Here is a 17,947-nt window from a genome sequence, read left to right as displayed (position 1 = left end):
CAACATTCCATTTTTCAACCATCGTAAATCATTGATAATTAATAATAGTTTTATTTGTTTGTTTGTATGTATCGCTTAAAAGCTGTGAACGATTTACAAGGAATGTGAATTTTTTACAAAACTGTTTACAATACTAATCTACTTTCCGAGGTCTATTATTTATGAACGATAGCTTCGAATAATTAAAAGATAGGGCGGAGCCAAACCATTATAATAATGTACACATCTACACTATTTATCGTTCCAAAAATTAATCAGCACTGTGTACCAACTCTGCATGAGGATAACCATTGTTAAACGTATTACTTGTCGATGATGACATCGAATTTACTGATGTTGCAGCTAACATTATTGAATTTTTAGGGCACCAAGTGTCGGTTGCTGGCAACCTAAAAGAAGCCTACGAATGGCTGGATAGCCAACCATTTGAACACATTTTATTAGATTTTATGTTGCCAGATGGTAGTGGCTTACATTTGGTCGATCATCTAAAAAAAATGGGCTCAACTGCACAGGTTACTTTTATTACTGGGCATCCATCAGTAAAAGGTATTCTCGCGGAAATCAGCGGCCCAAAAATGGATTATTTGGTTAAACCTTTGCAGCGCGAAGATATTGAAGGTGCATTATCGGGCAAAACCAAAGTAAAAAAAGTGCCTAAAACCTCAGCCATCAAACGCCACTTTGATTGCCTAATTGGTGAGTCAGCGCCTATGCAAGAATTGTATTTGATGATTGAACGTGTCGCCAAAACAAGTGCCAACGTGATGTTAATGGGTAGCAGTGGTGTAGGTAAAGAAGTAGTAGCCAGCGCTATCCATAAGGCCAGCCAAGCACAAGGTCAACTAGTAACAACAAACTGCGGCGCCTTGTCTAAAGAGTTGATAGGCAGTGAATTATTTGGTCATGAAAAAGGGGCATTTACAGGCGCAATAGCAAAAAAAGACGGCGTATTTGAACGTGCCGAAAATGGTACCTTGTTTTTAGATGAAGTTACCGAAATGCCTATTGATATGCAGCCTAATCTACTACGTGTGTTAGAAAGTAAAAAAGTCATAAAAGTAGGAGGTACCAAAGAAATACCAGTAAATTGTCGAGTAGTTTCGGCCACTAACCGCACTATGGAGTCTATTGCACAGGACAACATTCTGCGTGAAGACGTCTACTTTAGATTAGCGGTATTCCCCATCACCATACCTTCATTACGAGAGCGCAAAGAAGATATTCCTCTTTTGGCCAAAGCTTTTCTGGAAGAGTTAAATACTGAAAACGCCTGCCAATATGTTTGGACAGAAGCACAACTTGAAAGACTCAGCCGTTTTGATTGGCCTGGCAATGTTCGCGAACTCAGGCACAGTGTGCATCGGGCTTTTATTATGAGCGATCCAACTGGCAATGAAATTCAACTACCTAGTACCTTTGAGTCACCTTTTTCACTTTCTCAAAAGCCAAGTAACAACGTCGCTGCCGGTCAAACAATAGAAAATGTAGAAAAAGAGTTGATCCGCATCACCTTAGAAAAAGTAGATGGTAACAAGACTACAGCCGCACAAATGTTAGGTATCAGTACTAAAACGCTTTACAACCGTCTACATGCCTATGGTGATTTTGCTGAATAAGTTGGCACTTTTAGTGCATTCTCAATTTCTATAATGAATACTTTAATGAGTCAACACCATGTCGTCTGAAGAAATTATCACAGTCAATAAGTTAGTCCATGATGCTAGGTCACCACTTAATCGTATTTCTATGAATGCTGAGCTTATAAAACTCATTTTAGAAAACGATATGCCAAAAGAAAAAGGTATACAAGCCATAGATAAAATCATTAGTGCATGTCAGGAATGTAGCAATACCTTGCAAATTCTTAGTTCACAACACGGTGGCAAGCAACATGGTTGAAGAATTAAGAACAAAAAGACTACTTGATAACTCTTTATCCACTTGGTTGCTTATTGCACTTATAGTGCTGTGTTTAATTGCAGGAAATGCATATTTAGCAATTAAAACAATAGGAGATTTATCTACAACACAACATCAGTTATATCAGACATCAGAATCGGTAATAGCGCTGAACAACCTACATATCTCTATTTTGTCTGCAGAAACCGGGCAACGAGGATATTTGTTAACAGAAATTGATGATTATCTGAAACCCTATCGAACAGCCCTCGAAGCGGTGTCCGAACAAATGGATATTGTCAAAGAGCAAACTTTCCAACATTCACAAGCAAAGGAAAAAATCCTTTCGTTACTAGAAATTAGCAACAAAAAAATTAATGAATTAGAAACCACAGTTGGATTGGCATTAGTCAATAATGAAAAACGCGCTATCGGCTTATTGATGACGGGGCGAGGCAGGAATTGGTACACAGATATTTTGTCGCTGTTTAATGAATTGCAACAAGCTGAAATAGCTTTCAGAGATAAACAATATGAAGAGCTCCTTAAAATTCAAAAGGAAGCAAAAATAACCTTCCTCATTTCCGGCATCATTAGTGCCTTGTTACTACTTGTGATGTTAGTTTTAGCGCGATTAAATATTAGCAATGAAAGCAAGCTGCGACAGTCTCTTGAACAACAAAATGACAAATTAGTCGAACAAGTCAAGATTAGAACCAAAGAATTAACCGTCTACTCAGAGGAGCTTTCACGGAGTAACCGAGAGTTGGAAGACTTTGCCTTTGTTGCTTCCCATGACTTGCAAGAGCCGTTGCGTAAGATTAGAGCATTCGGTGACAGGTTTATGAGCACCTATGGAGAAGAACTAGAAGACAAAGGTGTCGACTATATTAAACGTATGAAAACAGCTGCAGAGCGTATGTCTAATCTAATAAACGACTTGCTAGAATTTTCAAGAGTAACCACTCGCGGAAAAGAATTTAGTGAAGTACGCCTAGATAAAGTAATGGCAGATATTATTAGTGACCTAGCAATTGCGATCCAAGAAAGCGATAGCCAGATAAAGATTGACGAGCTACCTACAATTCAGGGTGATAAAGCTCAAATGTATCAACTGTTTCTTAATCTGCTATCAAATGCCATTAAATTTCGAAAAGTAGACGTTGCGCCACAAATATCCATAACATACCAGCAAACAGAAACTCGTGATGCAATCACCGGAACAGCCATCCAATGGCATTTAATTACGGTGAGCGATAATGGAATTGGTTTTGAACAAGAATTTGCAGATAAAATTTTTGTACCTTTCCAGCGTTTACATGGTCGCTCTGAATATAAAGGCACAGGAATTGGGCTTGCCGTGTGTTTACGCATAGTCGAACGACATGGTGGTAAAATAAGCGCGGTCAGTGAACCAGGAGCGGGGGCTGTGTTTACCGTGAAAATTCCTGTTGAAGCCGTACTTTTTGAAAATAATGGACAAAATAATGATTGAACTAATTAAAAAGCCAGTGACTATCTTAATGGCTGATGATGATGAAGACGACCGCCTATTAACCAAAGAAGCGTTGCAAGAAAGTAGAGTTTTAAATGACCTACACTGCGTAGAAGATGGAGTTGAGCTAATCAATTATCTAAAACGCCAAGGAAAATATAGCGATGAGGATAAATATCCTTGGCCAAGTCTTATTTTGCTAGATTTAAACATGCCTCGTAAAGATGGTAGAGAAGCGTTAAAAGAAATCAAAGACGATCCTGAGCTAAAAGCTATCCCTGTGGTTATTCTCACTACCTCGCAGCAAGAAGAAGACATGATAAAAGGTTACGATCTTGGTGCTGCGTCCTTTATTACTAAACCCGTTAATTTCGAAGGTTTAGTCAATTTAATGAAAGCCTTAGGAAAATATTGGATCGAGTTCGTTGAATTACCCAATCGAAAGTAACTATGACTAAGTTCGATCTGAGAAACCTATGCTAACAAAAAGCGCCCGTATTCTGCTTGTTGAAGACGATGAAGATGACTACATCATTGCCAGAGATTATCTAGAAGAACTTAACGAGTATAATTTCGAAATTGATTGGGTATCAACCCCAGACGCTGCACTCGAACAACTTGAATCTAACCAACACGATATTTGTTTACTGGATTACCAATTAGGCGCGCAAACAGGTTTAACTGTTTTAGAGAAAGCCACAGTAATGCAATGCCGAGTGCCTATCATCATGTTAACGGGCCAGTCTGACAACGTACTAGACAAAGCCGCGTTAGATGCAGGTGCAGTTGATTTTATCGTTAAGAGCGAACTTGATAGCCCAAGGTTTGCCCGCGCGATCCGTTACGCCATAGCGCGACAAGAAGTCCAGCAAGAGCGTTTAGAGCGGATTAACGTTGAAACACAGAGTCGTTCTAAAGATAGATTTTTAGCGCATCTCAGTCATGAACTGCGTACACCACTCACTTCTATTTTAGGCTATACAGAATTATTACTCTCAAGTGAAAAAGCTAAACCTGTTACCAATGAACTCAATATCATCTTAAACAATGGTAAACATCTACTCAGTCTGCTTAACGATGTTTTAGACTTGTCGAAAATTGCCGCCAAAAAACTCGAGTTAGCGCTATCTACTTTCAACCTAAATAGTTTTCTAGTTGATATTTATACACTGATGCAAGTATCTGCAAATGATAAAGGCATTGAGCTTACGTTAACATCAAGTACTCCTTTGCCCGAAGAAATACATTGTGATCCTACCCGACTGAGACAGATCCTAATTAATCTCATCCACAATGGCATAAAATTTACTGACCACGGAAAAGTCAGTGTGTCTGTAAAGGCTAAGATAGAAGGTGAAATATGCGTCTTGTATTTTTATGTAGAGGACACCGGAAAAGGCATTCCTGTGCTAGAAATCGATAAGATTTTTCAACCTTTTGAACAAATCGAAGATACAATTTCCCGAAAAGAAACAGGTTCAGGATTGGGACTCGCAATTTCATCAGAGTTGGCAAAAAAACTCGGCGGCGGAATAACCGCAAAATCCATAGAAGGAGAAGGAAGTTGTTTTACGTTGAGCATTTCATGTCAAAACGTTAAAGATACAGCATTGTCCAATTTGTCATTAGAAAGGAAAGTGATAGGTGAAAACAACACTTCACTTAAACCACTTACTGGCAGGGTTTTAGTGGTAGATGATGTAGCTGATATTAGAATGTTAATAGGTCATATAGTTGGAACTTTCGGTTTAAATGTAGACTTTGCAGAAAACGGTAAACAAGCAGTCAAAAAAGCAGTGACCAGTATTGAAAAAGGCACCCCCTATAATGCCATCCTAATGGATATTCATATGCCAGAAATGGATGGCAAAGAAGCCGTGGTTGAAATACGTAAGCAAGGCGTAGAACAACCAATATTGGCCTTAACAGCTGCCAACATGAAAGGCGTTAAAGAAAATTTGCAGACCCTAGGTTTCGATGATGTTATCTCTAAACCCGTTGACAAGATGCTGCTACATAGATACCTAGCCACCGTTATTAATTCCAATGTACAAACTAAGCCTAAAGAAAATGATTTGAGCAGTATCATTCAAACTACGAACCAAGATAAATATTTCATGCTAGTAGAAGACGATATGGATGCCGCCGAAATCACCAAATTATTACTAGAATCCATGGGCGTTATAGTCGATGTGGCTCACTCTGGTCGAGCCTGCAGACAATTGCTTCATACTCGCCCAAAATGGCATAAAATTTTACTAGATGTGCATTTACCAGACGAAAATGGATTAGTGTTGGCGAAGTACATAGCATCACAAGGCAATACGACCGAGATAGTCATCATCAGTGGTGCTGAGATTGGTGCAGCGGAAATTAAAAGTAGCGGTAGCAGTCGCGCCCTAATGAAACCCTTGAACAAACAAAAACTACAGGATTTAATAGCTTGAAGTGCAAGCCGTAAAAACACTAAGTTGTAGTAAAGTTAACACCACGGGATTTTGTTTAATGGTGCCTGCGCACCAATCCTCGTCATTCCAGGATCCTTTTATAGTGGGATCACTCAGTGTTTAAAAGCAAAAAGAATTTGAACCACAGAGGGGCACAGAGATCACGGAGGAAAATATTTTTAGGGTTTTATCAATCTAATCGCTTTTCTCTGTGCAGCGAAGCGCTCTGTGTTCTCTGTGGTAAGAAGCTTTAGTCTTTTTCTTTTACTTCTTTTCGCTCATTTAAGTCTGTCAGATTACCAAAAAAGCTCCAACGGCTATATAGTTACGACAACATCGCTCGGCAATTTCCCTTAGTAATGACACTAATCCAGCTAAGTTTAAATATTCTGAGATATTAAAGGCAATACTGATTACGGCCATTCTGTTTGGCTTTATACATATTTTTATCCGCTTCTTCCAAAAGCCAGCTTGGTTCGATACCTTGAGCATCAATGTCGTGAGGCTGACAGCTACTTACGCCAATACTCACACTTAAGAATTTATGTTGTTTGCTCGCGCTGGGGATTTTTAAAGCAACTATTTTAGTCAGTAAGGTTTGTGCTATTTTTTCCGCTCCTGATTTTTCAGTACAAGGTAGTAAAATAACAAACTCTTCTCCACCAAAACGAGCAGCAAAGTCAGAGTCCCTGCCAGTCACATGTTTGATCACCTCTGCTACGGATTTTAAACATTCATCCCCTTCTAAATGCCCGTATGCATCGTTGAATAATTTAAAATGATCTACATCAATCATTAATGCACAGAGTGGGCGTTTACTTCTTCTCATCCTATGCCACTCACTCAATAAAGTAGTATCCAACTGCATCTTGTTAGCCAAACCCGTTAAACCGTCAGTGCTGGAGACCAGTTCAAGTTCCCGCACATTTTTCATTAACTTCATGTAGTTTGAAATTTTAGCCGTGAGTAGAAACGGGTTGACGGGTTTAAGTAAACAATCCAAAGCACCAAGTTCCAATGCCGTGAGTTGTTCATAGACAGAGTTTTTCTCGCTAAGAACAATGACAGGGATCAAGTTTAGCAACGAACTTGATCTGATATATCGAAGAGATTCAATCCACAGTTCGTTATCACCAGCAGTATCGACAAGTATTAGGTCAATATTTTCGCTACCTAACGCTTTGAAAATATCTTGGGTATTGCTAGCCGTTACTACATTGAAGGTTTTCTCAAATGTTACTGACAAGTTTTGAGTTGATTGACTTGTACCTACCAACATTAAGGTTTGATCGATATCAGTGAAGACTCTATTTAGGTATGCGGATTCTTCTGTCTGTAATAGATTGCTAGATTTAGGCATCATTTGGGGCTCATCCTTTAGGCGATCAAAGGTTAACTTGTTGTCCTGACGCAGAAATTATTTTAGAAACATCTTGGGGATTATCAGTCTGGTTAGATACATCATAACGAGCAAACCAATTGAAGTGGCTGACAGATTTACAAACTGCCACATCAATGCTGATGTGAGTGGATGAAGCATAAAACTTTGGCAGTCTTAGAGCCGAAAACTTCATAGCCATTATTCTCCTAGCTAATTGAAAAACTAATTGAAAAAACCGCGCCAATATAGGCGCGGCAAGGGGCTGCTGAATAAAACTTAGTTACTTGCCACTATCTCTTTAAGTTCAAGTTTGTTGACGACACTTTTTACATCATTAGTATTCTTGGCTATGGCAACGGCGAGATCTCGTTCTGCACTTGATTTTACTTTACCTACAAGTGTCACTACACCGTTTTCAACCTCTACTTCTATATCTAATCCACTGACTTGTGATTCAAATAACAATCTTGTTTTGACTACAGTTTCAACTTTAGAATCTTTAAGGCCTTGCATCACCTTATCGTCATGTTCTTCAGACTTGCCATCAACAACAGATAATCTATTGTCTACTTTTGTTACGCCTTCAAGAGAGGCGACAAGTTCTTCGGCTAAGGCTTTATCTACTGAGTTTTTGACCTTACCAGTTAAGATGACAGTACCGTTTTTAACGTCGGTATTGATATCAAAAGAATTCAGATTACTGTTGAAAAGAAGTGTTGATTCGGCTTTGCCATCAATCCAAGCGTCTTTAGCGCCATCTTTCCAAGTGTTTTCGGCACTTACGTTTAAAGAAGCTGTACTAATAGCAGTCGCGATAATTACTGAAAGAATTGTAAGTTTCATAATTGTTCTCCGGTTAAAGTTCACAAACACTAATGCCAGTTCGATGCCAAATCTTAACTAATTGAAATATATAGATATTTAATGATGCCCGAATAAAAGCAGCAAAAAAGAACTGTAACTTTTACCTACGAATAAGAAATAATTACACATATTAAGTGCCAGATTAAAAACCATGAAAACTAAAGAAATAAAGCTCCTAGACTAGCCGCAATGAATAATTCGTCTATCAGTAGTCAAACGAGTAATATTCAACCACATAATATTGCTATAGTTTACTTGCTGTTTTTTTGGCACATGTCGAGAAACGCCATGATCCACTTTTATTGTCAGGGTATTTAAGAATGAAGTTACGTTTGATTTTTATAACAATTATTGTGTTGTTAACATTGGTTATTAGCATCACTGTTAGTTTAGCTCCATCCAAACAGGTAATTAGTCTTAGCGATATTTCATTGGATCCAAGTCTTTCACAACTTGATTATTCTGAAGATATTCGCCCCATCCTTGAACACAGATGTGTTGTTTGCCATGCTTGTTACGATGCCCCTTGTCAACTAAAGTTAGGTTCGTCTGAAGGTATTACTCGCGGCGCAAATAAAGAACGAGTTTATGATGGCAAGAGATTAGTCCAAGCAAACTTAACCCGACTGTTTGAAGACGGACACACTACTAATGAATGGCGAGACAAAGATTTTTTTGCTGTTGTAGCAGATAAAGCCACATCACCTGAAGAAAACGTAAACGCCAGTGTATTAGCAAAAATATTGCTACAAAAACAACACTTTCCTCTTCCTAATCAAACACTATTACCCGAAACACTTGAACTAGATTTAAAGCGCGACTCGCAATGCCCAAGCAACGATGAATTTGATGCTTACCAAGCAGATTTTCCGCTCTGGGGTATGCCTTATGGTTTACCCAAACTTTCCAGTACCGAACAGCAAAAACTGCTTAATTGGGTAGCCTATGGTGGCAAGGTTGAAACTCCGACACTTTTGAACGAAGTTACAAAAGATACTATTGACGATTGGGAAACTTTTTTTAACCAAGACAGTAAAAAAGCACAACTAATGAGTCGTTATTTGTTTGAACATTTATTTTTGGTCAATCTGTATTTTGATGATACACAACCAGGGCAGTTTTTCAGGATGGTGAGATCATCCACTAAGCCAGGCGAAGAGATTAAGGGAATTTTCACTCGTAGACCCTTTGATGACCCAAAAGTGAATCGTGTATATTACCGTTTGCAAGCTGTCACACAAAGCATTGCACATAAATCGCACATGCCAGTAAAACTCGATAAACAAAGAAAAAAACGCTGGTTACAATGGTTTATAGAAGCAGATTACGACGTTGATGTTCTCCCCACCTATCAACCTAAAGAAGCATCTAATCCTTTTATCACTTTTGCACAGATCCCAGTGAAATCCCGATATCGTTATATGTTGGATGAGTCGCAAAATACTATTATGCAATTTATCAAAGGACCGGTATGCAGAGGGCAATTGGCCCTTAATGTCATTAACGATCATTTTTGGGTGCTCTTTGCGGATCCCGATCTGACAATAGTAGAGAATAGCAATCAATTTATGCAGCAAGCTCGGCAAAAAATTGTACTTCCTGCTGAGGCACAAAGTAATGCATTACCTACCTCTTGGATGGCTTACGCTGCCATGGAAAAAGAATACTTAAAAACAAAATCGGCTTTTATTGATGAGCATATAAAAGATAAGGTCAAATTGGACTTAGATCTGCTTTGGGACGGCGACGGTAACAATGACAATCTAGCATTAACGGTATTTCGACACGACGATGCCTCTACTGTAGTAAAAGGACTTATTGGTGATACTCCACAAACAGCATGGATCCTTACCTATCCATTATTTGAGCGAATTCATTATCTTCTTGTTGCTGGTTACGACGTATACGGTAATGTGGGGCACCAACTTAACAGCAGAATGTATATGGACTTTCTACGTATGGAAGGTGAGTTTAATTTTCTCAACTTACTGCCTATTTCTACTAGAAAAAAGGTAAGAAATAAATGGTACAGAGGCTCAGTAAGCGAAGTAGAAAAATTCGTTTATGATGCTAATCAGGCGTCACTTGAAACAGATGTGAAATATGAAAGCAGCGATCACTTAAGCGAATTGTATACAAAAATTCGCCAGCGTGTCGCTAATGTTTCTAGCCAAAAATATGCATTGGAAAATGGCAACCCAGATAACACTGTGATTGAGGCTTTAAAGAGGATCAATCGAATGGCGGGTAGCGGAGTGTCACAATTACCTAACTCATCAATAGTACGAATTGTCGATAAAGATAGCCAACAATCCTATTTCTATACTTTGCTGCGCCATAATGCACATAGCAATATTTCTCATCTATTCGGTGAACAAAACCGACGCTTACCCGAAGAAGACACAGTAAGTATTGCACCAAATTTAATGACTTCTCATCCGAACGCTTTTTTCAGTGTCTCATCAGAACAAATAGACGAATTTGCCACGCAATTAACCAATCTTGCATCTGAGCAGGATTATCGAAAGTTCAAAGATACGTTCGGCGTACGCAGAACATCTGAAAACTTTTGGTCTTACGCTGACATGATGCATGCTTATTTTAGACGATCTGAGCAAGCCGAGTATGGTGTTCTTGACTTTAATCGTCTGGAAAACAAGTAGAATTATTATTCAACTAAACTCGCTTTTTGCGCAGTTACAAGCTCTGGGCGGTAAAAGCCGGGTTGTGCAACGGTTCGCTGGTGAAGTTCGACAAGTAAGGTCCCACGGTGCACATAATCCGTTGCTTTTGCAGTCCAACCAGCGTGATGGTATTTAATTGCATTGTGGTAATAAAATTCAGCTCTCTCTAAACGTAAAACGCTGTTCCTATCCTTTTTGCTTCGGTCGACATTGGCCAGTGCCCGTTCAAGCAGAATAAAATTTTGTGGTATAGGCTTTACAGCGTATTGCTCTGTAGTTTGTGCAACTAGGGTTGCAGAGCCGACTAATGTAATAAAGAAAAATGTGGTGATAAATAATTTCATTGCCTTGCTCCTATTGCTTGGCTTCTAAGATAATAATGTTTGTCCAACGATCGCTAAAATGCAGGAAAGATACCAATCCATGACGTGACTGTTAATAAACGTAATAATTAATTGAGGCCTTGTTTTTACTGGTCTAACAATGACATCCATAAAGAAAATAGAATTATCTGAAATGAAAAAACACAGGGATTCAATAGACCTTTAATTCAAAAAAAGTAACTTTTTCAAATGCCATAGGTAAATAATACACAGTGTTCTAATTAGACTACTGTGGCTCTTATTTGATGCCCTTAGCGAAGAATTGGTTACAACAATTTAAAGCAAAGTTTGAAGGGAATAAAAAAAGCCCAAAACTGGCTGATGTATTAGCAGAATTGAGCCAAAACGAGGAACTACGTGAAGTTAAAACAGTTTTAGTAGCAGTGAAACAATAACTGATGATATCGGTTTTGGAACGTCCGAAGTTGCGCCATTAATTGACCCAGCGACAAACATACCTGCGATGCCAGTCGGAGAAGATATAAACGACTTACTAGAATATTTAGCCTTCTCAAATTGTCGTTGAGAGTACTTTTTTGCCAGTTCAGCATTAATCTTAGCTTGCTGTACCTTAGCCTTCTCTTTTTTCAGTGGGTCAAACATAATATGCCCTCTAAGCTATATATTACTGGGACTGGTCTCAATCAGCATTAAAAAGTAATTTAGCGGAAGTTTTCATTTCCACTGAGTTCAGAGCTGAAGTTAGAATTTTCTTGGTTATTATCAAAGCGCTGATATTCAGCACAAGCACCAGCAAAAAACTCCACAGCCAGTGAAAACCGATAGCCGTCAAACCATAAGTTAAACCCGCTAACAAAGTTACCCAAACAACAAGTCCCAAACCAACTAATGTGAAAATACAAATAAAAACGACTACAACTGCCTTGATAGAAAGACGAAAATCCGAGGCAACTAAAGTTGCGTTGGTACGTAAGCGAACCTGCAAACTTTTAAATACTTTGTCCCAGGCCGTTAAAACGTCGGAAATCGCTGCGTCATCGCTCGGGACTGCCCCGTGCTCATTAGCTATTTTTTGCTCTGTTGTAGTCATAATAAATGGACTATTTTCTTCTAAGGAAAGTAGTCAGTAACATGCCTGCTGCAAAGGCGATACCCGCAGTAGCTACTGGGTTTTCTTTAGTATATTTACCTACTGCAGATTGATCCCAATATTGTCTCGCTTGTAGCTGCTTCTCACCCATAGTTTCTGCTGATGCAGCTGCAGTATTGCGAATTTTTTCTTCTGCTGTCGCCGCGTGTTCAGATAAAGTATCCACTGAATGATGAAGGGTCTCCGTTACCTTGTCTGAAATAGGAGTACCTGAAGTGCTTGTTAGGTTTTTTGAATTTGTTGAAGTTGTCATAATTCTCTCCAGTTAATTTAAGTGAATCTAGTGCGTTGTATTCCGCATTAGTCACCTTAACAGAGCAACCTCTATGCCATATCACCAAGTAATTTTAATTTGATACAAATCAATATCTTATGGTGATTTTGCAGAACCATGAATCTGCAAAGCTATCAATTAATGTAAATAATTCCTAGTCATTTGCAATAATTACGTTATTTCCAAAAATGACTCTTAGGCTAATTACAAAATATTCTCACCTTCCTCTGGATCTCTTGCTTGCGCCGCCTGCTCTCTTATTTCATCGTGATCACTGCTAGTATCATCATTTGTCGACTCGCTCGACGCTTTGTTAGTATTTATCTCTGAATTAGATTGGCTTTTTTTGATGTTAGGAACAACTGGTTTTTTTAATGTTTCAGGGTTCAAAATAATCCGTTCGCGAGCATCGTCAGGCATAGCAATATCTTCAACCAAAAACGTCTCAACCACTCGTTTCATTAATACCGATGATACCTTTAGCGAACTATTAACTTCACTATTGACCCAAAAATACAGCCGTAAATTACAGGTCGAGGCACCTAAAGAGTCCACTAACGCTTGAGGCGCAGGATCGTCCAGTACTGCAGGATGAGAAAGCATAATGTCCAAGGCTAAAGACTGAGCATGATCAAAATCAGCATCATACCCAACCCCAATATCAATAGTACTTCGCATAAAAGGATTGGCAGTAAGGTTACGTATCGCATTTTTATAAATTGTGGCGTTAGGAAGTTGAACATGGTCGCCATTAAAATCCACCAATGTGGTGGCTCTAGAAGTCATTTTTTGCACTACACCTAAATATCCTTCAACCTCTATAATATCTCCCAATTTAAAAGGTCTCTGAACACTTAGTAGTAAACTGGATAAAAAGTTTTCGGCAATATCTTTAAAGGCAAATCCTATAATTAAACCCAGAACCCCCGTGCCGCTTAGCAGCGCAACAGCAAATTGCGTGAGGCCAACTAAGCGTAATAAAATGTACAGCCCGAACAGCACAACCAATATACTCATAGTCCTACGGATTACCATTTGGATCAGTTTGCTGGTGGTAGCTTTTGCTAATGGTTTGGTCAAAAAGTTAGCAATAGGTCTTGATAGCCAGAAAAAAATTACGAATATTAATACTCCTAAGAAAATAGAAGGTAACTTTTCCACAACAAGTTGGGTAAACTGACTCAGATCATCGAGTACCAATTGGGTTTGCATATAATTGACCTTTTCATTGTAATTAACGGTGTATTTTTCAGATTGCTTACTTAAGCCTAATGTTAATATTTACCAGCAAATTTAATGCCGTAAATTACAGCGTTACTTATCGAAGGTAAGTAGACATATTTTTCATAATAATACTAAGAAAGGGTAAAAATATTGGAAGCTTTGATAATAATTCTTACCATCACTATGCTATGCGTAACATTGGCACCATTGCTGCCATCAAACCACTGGCTTTGCCGAGTATGGGAATTTCCTAGAGTACAAATTGCTGTTATTACAATTTGTTTATTAGTAGCAAGTTTATTTATTGCCTCGCCAATTACACAAATTGCTTTAGTGATAACTAATGGCTTAGTCTCGATTTATCAACTTGCCTGGATATTTCCTTACACACGACTTTACCCGATAAAAGTGCCTAAAGCACAGGCATCAAACCATGCTCAGTCTATTAAAATATTAACCAGTAACGTATTGATGCCAAACCATTCTGCTGAAAAGTTAATTGAGTTGGTTTTGTTGCATCAACCGGATGTTATTGTCACTCTCGAAACGGATACTTGGTGGCAAGAGGCCATGGAACCTATCCATATCGATTATCCCCACAGAGTTAATCAACCTTTGGACAACTTGTATGGCATGCATCTTTACAGTAAATATGCATTAGAAGATGTGAAAGTACGGGATCTGATTGAAGACGGCGTACCATCGATTCATTGTTATTTAATGTTAAAAAATGAACTTAGGGTCAAGTGTCACTTCCTGCATCCAGCCCCTCCCAGTCCGACTGAAAATGAGCGTTCTACACCTAGAGATAGAGAATTACTCTTAATAGCACGAGAGGTGGCGGATAAAACTGAACCTACTATTGTCACTGGAGATTTAAATGATGTAGCTTGGTCACCAACAACCCGAGCTTTTAGACGCATTAGTGGTTTAAAGGACCCTAGAATGGGCCGAGGTATGTTTAACACTTTCCATGCAGATTATCCTTTTTTGAGGTGGCCTCTAGACCATATTTTCCATAGCGACCACTTTACCTTAGGTACAATCCAGAGAATGCCATCCATTGATTCTGACCACTTCCCTCTACTTAGCGAGCTAGTTTACGAAGAAGATTAAGCTATGACTCAACCTCTGCCTTAGCTTTAGGAGACTCTTTATTGTCGCTAAGAGGCTCTTCCAATCCACTAACAGAGTCTTCTACTTTCAGGCTATAGGCTTCAATAAATGCGTTTTTAAGTATTCCTAAAAGCGCATCAAAGGTAGATACATCAGGATCATCAAGTGACCCTTCAATGGATACACGTGTTGCGATTAAATATTTATCACCACTCTCTAACAGACTAGCTAGCGCCCCGCCTATCATGTCGAAAATTAATTGAATGGGATTGTCACCATCCTCAACCACATCTTCATGCCAAGAGAAAACATCCAATTTGTAGATCCCTGCCTGAACATCACCGGTGACTTTACCATTTACAGACTTTAACTCGCTAGCCAATTCAATTTGCCCTGCTTCTAGATCAAAAGGGGCGTAGAATTTCATTAAAGAATCAATGTAGGAAACGGGTAACCTTTCCATCTCAATATTGATGTCAAAGGTGGGCTTGTTGGTATTTGGATCAAAATTCGCAGATAACTTTAGTTGTGCCTGATTTTGAATGTCACCTGTCATCTTAGCTATAGCAACAGTGTCAGTAACGCTTGCATTGGCAATATTTGTCACTATCAGCTGGATGTTTTGCACACTAAATTCTGAACGCTTAAGTTGCGCCTGGGCATCCATAATAAAAGTGCCATTTTCAACAGTTAATTTATCGATGGCAAAAGGAGTGAGATCACGGACTAAACCAATCCATGTTTTTTCGTCGGTTATCGCACTGTCTTCAAATACTTTATCGTCTGGCCTGTCATAAAGGCCTATAGTTGGCTTAATAACAGTTATTTCAGTTACCAATTCGCCCCAGAATAATTCGCTCCAAAGTATCGATACATTCACGCGATCAGCTATGAAAAGCGGAAAGGTTTCCTTGTCCCCGAGTTGTCGAATATTCACGCCCTTGATACTGTAATTACCTGCTATCAACGCCAAGTCAACATCATCTACAGAGCCTACAATAGCCGGGGTTCGCTCGATAGCCCGGTTAGCATACCAAGTGATAATGGTAGGCGCAGTTAGTCTGAGGGCAATGAACACTACAAGCACAGTAAGCAGAGTCACAACAGAGAGTTTTCCAAAGCTATTATTACTGATACCTAAGGCCGTTTTCTTAACGGCTTTTTGCTGTGTATTTTGGTCAAACATTAGCGTTTAGCTATTATCCAAACGGCATGAATAATACCCGGTATATAACCAAGCAGCGTCAACAATATGTTAAGAAAAAAAGCCCCAGAAAACCCAACTTGTAAAAATACGCCTACGGGAGGTAACAAAAGCGCGAAAATAATACGAATAATATCCATTGGTTAATCCTTAAAAATAATAAGTGAGTTGAGCTGGATTAGTTTGATGAACTACATAGGATTTATAATCTTGTTCATCATCTAATCTTGCTCATGAAATCTTGCTCATCAACAGTGCAGCAAACCTTATACCACTGACTAACCTAAACCAATAAAACTCCCTAACCAACTGATTATATTGAATTTTATAATGTAGTTATAAAAAATGTGATGATAAACAACTCGACAAAAAACTGATGACTCAGACAAAAATTCTCGGTTCCTGTAAAAATTACACAATAAGTTCGCTATATTTTTTCGATTATTTATTTTTTAGCATATTAATCAATAAGTTAAGACGTTGGCATAGGACTTGATATGTGTAGGGTGAAAATATATTTAATGCGCCCGTTATAGCGCGTTCTTTTTTAACCAACTGTTAACTAATTTAGGAGCATAACATTATGAATAACGACATCATTAAAGGTAAGTGGAAACAAGTATCAGGTTCATTGAAGGCTAGTTGGGGTAAATTAAGCGACGATGACTTACAGGAAATCGACGGTAATCTTGAAAAGTTTCAAGGCAAGATGCAAGAAAAGTACGGAATGGCTAAAGATGAAGCAAAAAAGGAATTCGAGAAATTACAATCTTAAGTGTTAAGTAAAAACGGCGCCATTTTATATGGCGCCTGTCAAAACAATAACCACTAGGGTGCATCATGGAATTTTTAAAAATTGACAAGTTTTGGAGTTTAATTGACGAGAAACTTACAACTTGGCTTGAAGCCGCTATTAAACATCTCCCGAATATTGTTGTTGCATTACTTATAGCTGTCGTCTTTTCAATTATCGCCAGAATCGCTGGCAAAACGATAACAAAAGTTTTGCATAGAACGCTAGATTCAATCCAAATTGCCAACCTTTTAGCATCAATATTTAAAATGTGTATATTGATTGCAGGTGTTTTTATTGCCTTAGATTTCCTAGGGTTAACTGGCACTGTTACATCCCTACTGGCCGGTGCAGGGATCGTTGGTTTAGCTATTGGCTTCGCATTTCAAGATATGACAGAAAATCTGATTGCGGGCATAGCTATGGGTATTCGAAAGCCATTTCAAATAGGCGACGTAGTAGCAGCAGACAAAGTATTCGGCACAGTTAAAACCATAAACCTTCGAAATACTCTGGTTGAAACGTTTTTTGGTCAGTTAGAAGTGATCCCAAACAAGATATTATTTAGAAACGTTTTAACCAACTACTCCAGCAATGGAGTAAGACGCGTCGAAGTGCCCGTTGGTATCTCTTATGCAGATGACCCTGAAAAAGCGGCTGAAGTGATTGTAGAGCAAATTAACCAATACGATTTTGTCATCAAAAAACAAGAAACAGCCGTTTTTGCTAAGGACTTCGGTGATAGTAGCGTTAACTTATTACTTTGGTTCTGGATTGATTATCCTGGAGAGACTGGGTTTATGCAGGCTCGGCACCAAGCCGTAGTTGGCGTCAAAAAAGCCCTTGAGAATGCAGATATTTTGATCCCTTTTCCCATTCGTACTTTGGACTTTGGTGCCAAAGGCGGCGAAAAATTAAATAGCATGCTTAAACCCAATAAAACGCTTGAAGACGTAGACAATAGCAAAAATAGCAGTCGTGCAGATGAAAAGAATGATTCTGATTACACTGAGTCTGACCAAGGCGCAGATTAAATCAGTGATTTCATTAATAACGCGACTTGTCCCTT

19 protein-coding genes are annotated in these 17,947 nt (G+C 38.7%); 9 read left to right on the top strand and 10 right to left on the bottom strand.

Translation table 11 applies throughout. The features are described 5' to 3' along the window. Nucleotides 1–290: 290 nt before the first annotated feature. Genes GARC_RS20950 through GARC_RS20930 form a run of 5 tightly spaced genes read left to right on the top strand, consistent with a single transcriptional unit; the run spans nt 291 to nt 5,844 of the window. Entirely contained in the window at nt 291–1,619 is a 1,329-nt protein-coding gene (locus GARC_RS20950) for a sigma-54-dependent transcriptional regulator (protein ID WP_007624113.1), read from the top strand. A gap of 58 nt (nt 1,620–1,677) precedes the next feature. Further along, complete coding sequence (locus GARC_RS20945) at nt 1,678–1,902, top strand: hypothetical protein (RefSeq protein WP_007624112.1); 225 nt, start codon at nt 1,678–1,680, stop codon at nt 1,900–1,902. Then, nucleotides 1,895–3,397 carry a sensor histidine kinase gene (locus tag GARC_RS20940; RefSeq protein WP_007624111.1) on the top strand — a complete coding sequence of 501 codons (1,503 nt, stop codon included), beginning with the start codon at nt 1,895–1,897 and terminating at the stop codon, nt 3,395–3,397. The genes GARC_RS20945 and GARC_RS20940 overlap by 8 nt, the downstream gene beginning before the upstream one ends. Continuing rightward, a complete protein-coding gene (locus GARC_RS20935) occupies nt 3,390–3,845 on the top strand; it encodes a response regulator (protein ID WP_007624110.1) in 456 nt (151 codons plus the stop codon). Before GARC_RS20940 ends, GARC_RS20935 begins: the two co-directional genes overlap by 8 nt. 28 nt (nt 3,846–3,873) lie before the next feature. Continuing rightward, nucleotides 3,874–5,844 (top strand): response regulator, encoded by a 1,971-nt coding sequence (locus GARC_RS20930; RefSeq protein ID WP_007624109.1) that lies wholly within the window; start codon nt 3,874–3,876, stop codon nt 5,842–5,844. A 397-nt stretch (nt 5,845–6,241) separates the two neighbouring features. Here GARC_RS20930 and GARC_RS20925 read toward each other — a convergent pair whose 3' ends face one another. From GARC_RS20925 to GARC_RS20915, 3 genes are all read right to left on the bottom strand, one after another. Continuing rightward, nucleotides 6,242–7,207, bottom strand: a complete 966-nt coding sequence (locus GARC_RS20925) for a GGDEF domain-containing response regulator (protein WP_007624107.1) — start codon at nt 7,205–7,207, stop codon at nt 6,242–6,244. A gap of 22 nt (nt 7,208–7,229) precedes the next feature. Next, nucleotides 7,230–7,424: a hypothetical protein gene (locus tag GARC_RS20920; RefSeq protein WP_007624105.1), complete on the bottom strand. Its 195-nt coding sequence runs from the start codon at nt 7,422–7,424 to the stop codon at nt 7,230–7,232. 77 nt (nt 7,425–7,501) lie between these two features. Next, a complete protein-coding gene (locus GARC_RS20915; protein WP_007624103.1) occupies nt 7,502–8,068 on the bottom strand; it encodes a BON domain-containing protein in 567 nt (188 codons plus the stop codon). Between the two features lie 341 nt (nt 8,069–8,409). Here GARC_RS20915 and GARC_RS20910 point away from each other — a divergent pair, with 341 nt between their 5' ends. Beyond that, entirely contained in the window at nt 8,410–10,752 is a 2,343-nt protein-coding gene (locus GARC_RS20910) for a fatty acid cis/trans isomerase (protein ID WP_007624100.1), read from the top strand. A 5-nt stretch (nt 10,753–10,757) separates the two neighbouring features. Here GARC_RS20910 and GARC_RS20905 read toward each other — a convergent pair whose 3' ends face one another. From GARC_RS20905 to GARC_RS20885, 5 genes are all read right to left on the bottom strand, one after another. Further along, nucleotides 10,758–11,117: a hypothetical protein gene (locus GARC_RS20905; RefSeq protein WP_007624098.1), complete on the bottom strand. Its 360-nt coding sequence runs from the start codon at nt 11,115–11,117 to the stop codon at nt 10,758–10,760. Nucleotides 11,118–11,519: 402 nt separating this feature from the next. Then, complete coding sequence (locus tag GARC_RS20900; RefSeq protein ID WP_007624095.1) at nt 11,520–11,759, bottom strand: hypothetical protein; 240 nt, start codon at nt 11,757–11,759, stop codon at nt 11,520–11,522. Between the two features lie 37 nt (nt 11,760–11,796). Beyond that, on the bottom strand, nt 11,797–12,207 hold the full coding sequence (locus tag GARC_RS20895) for a hypothetical protein (protein WP_039990188.1): 411 nt from the start codon (nt 12,205–12,207) through the stop codon (nt 11,797–11,799). Between the two features lie 10 nt (nt 12,208–12,217). Beyond that, nucleotides 12,218–12,520, bottom strand: a complete 303-nt coding sequence (locus tag GARC_RS20890; protein ID WP_007624093.1) for a hypothetical protein — start codon at nt 12,518–12,520, stop codon at nt 12,218–12,220. Between the two features lie 225 nt (nt 12,521–12,745). Beyond that, entirely contained in the window at nt 12,746–13,753 is a 1,008-nt protein-coding gene (locus tag GARC_RS20885; RefSeq protein WP_039990184.1) for a mechanosensitive ion channel family protein, read from the bottom strand. Nucleotides 13,754–13,915: 162 nt separating this feature from the next. Between GARC_RS20885 and GARC_RS20880 the strand changes: the two genes are divergently transcribed. Next, on the top strand, nt 13,916–14,881 hold the full coding sequence (locus tag GARC_RS20880; protein ID WP_007624089.1) for an endonuclease/exonuclease/phosphatase family protein: 966 nt from the start codon (nt 13,916–13,918) through the stop codon (nt 14,879–14,881). Nucleotide 14,882: 1 nt separating this feature from the next. Here the strand turns inward: GARC_RS20880 and GARC_RS20875 are convergent, their stop codons facing one another. After that, nucleotides 14,883–16,067, bottom strand: coding sequence for a DUF748 domain-containing protein (locus GARC_RS20875; RefSeq protein ID WP_007624069.1), 1,185 nt, complete (start codon nt 16,065–16,067; stop codon nt 14,883–14,885). Continuing rightward, on the bottom strand, nt 16,067–16,225 hold the full coding sequence (locus GARC_RS26505) for a YqaE/Pmp3 family membrane protein (RefSeq protein WP_007624067.1): 159 nt from the start codon (nt 16,223–16,225) through the stop codon (nt 16,067–16,069). Before GARC_RS26505 ends, GARC_RS20875 begins: the two co-directional genes overlap by 1 nt. A 443-nt stretch (nt 16,226–16,668) precedes the next feature. On the opposite strand from GARC_RS26505, the gene GARC_RS20865 reads away from it, so the two are divergent. Together GARC_RS20865 and GARC_RS20860 are read left to right on the top strand one after the other, a co-directional pair. Continuing rightward, a complete protein-coding gene (locus tag GARC_RS20865; RefSeq protein ID WP_007624065.1) occupies nt 16,669–16,860 on the top strand; it encodes a CsbD family protein in 192 nt (63 codons plus the stop codon). A 65-nt stretch (nt 16,861–16,925) separates the two neighbouring features. Next, complete coding sequence (locus tag GARC_RS20860; protein ID WP_007624063.1) at nt 16,926–17,912, top strand: mechanosensitive ion channel family protein; 987 nt, start codon at nt 16,926–16,928, stop codon at nt 17,910–17,912. The last annotated feature ends 35 nt before the right edge of the window (nt 17,913–17,947 follow it).

It is taken from the genome of Paraglaciecola arctica BSs20135 (assembly GCF_000314995.1).
Taxonomy (GTDB): Bacteria; Pseudomonadota; Gammaproteobacteria; order Enterobacterales; family Alteromonadaceae; genus Paraglaciecola; species Paraglaciecola arctica.
This window is presented reverse-complemented; position numbering and strand designations above follow the sequence as displayed.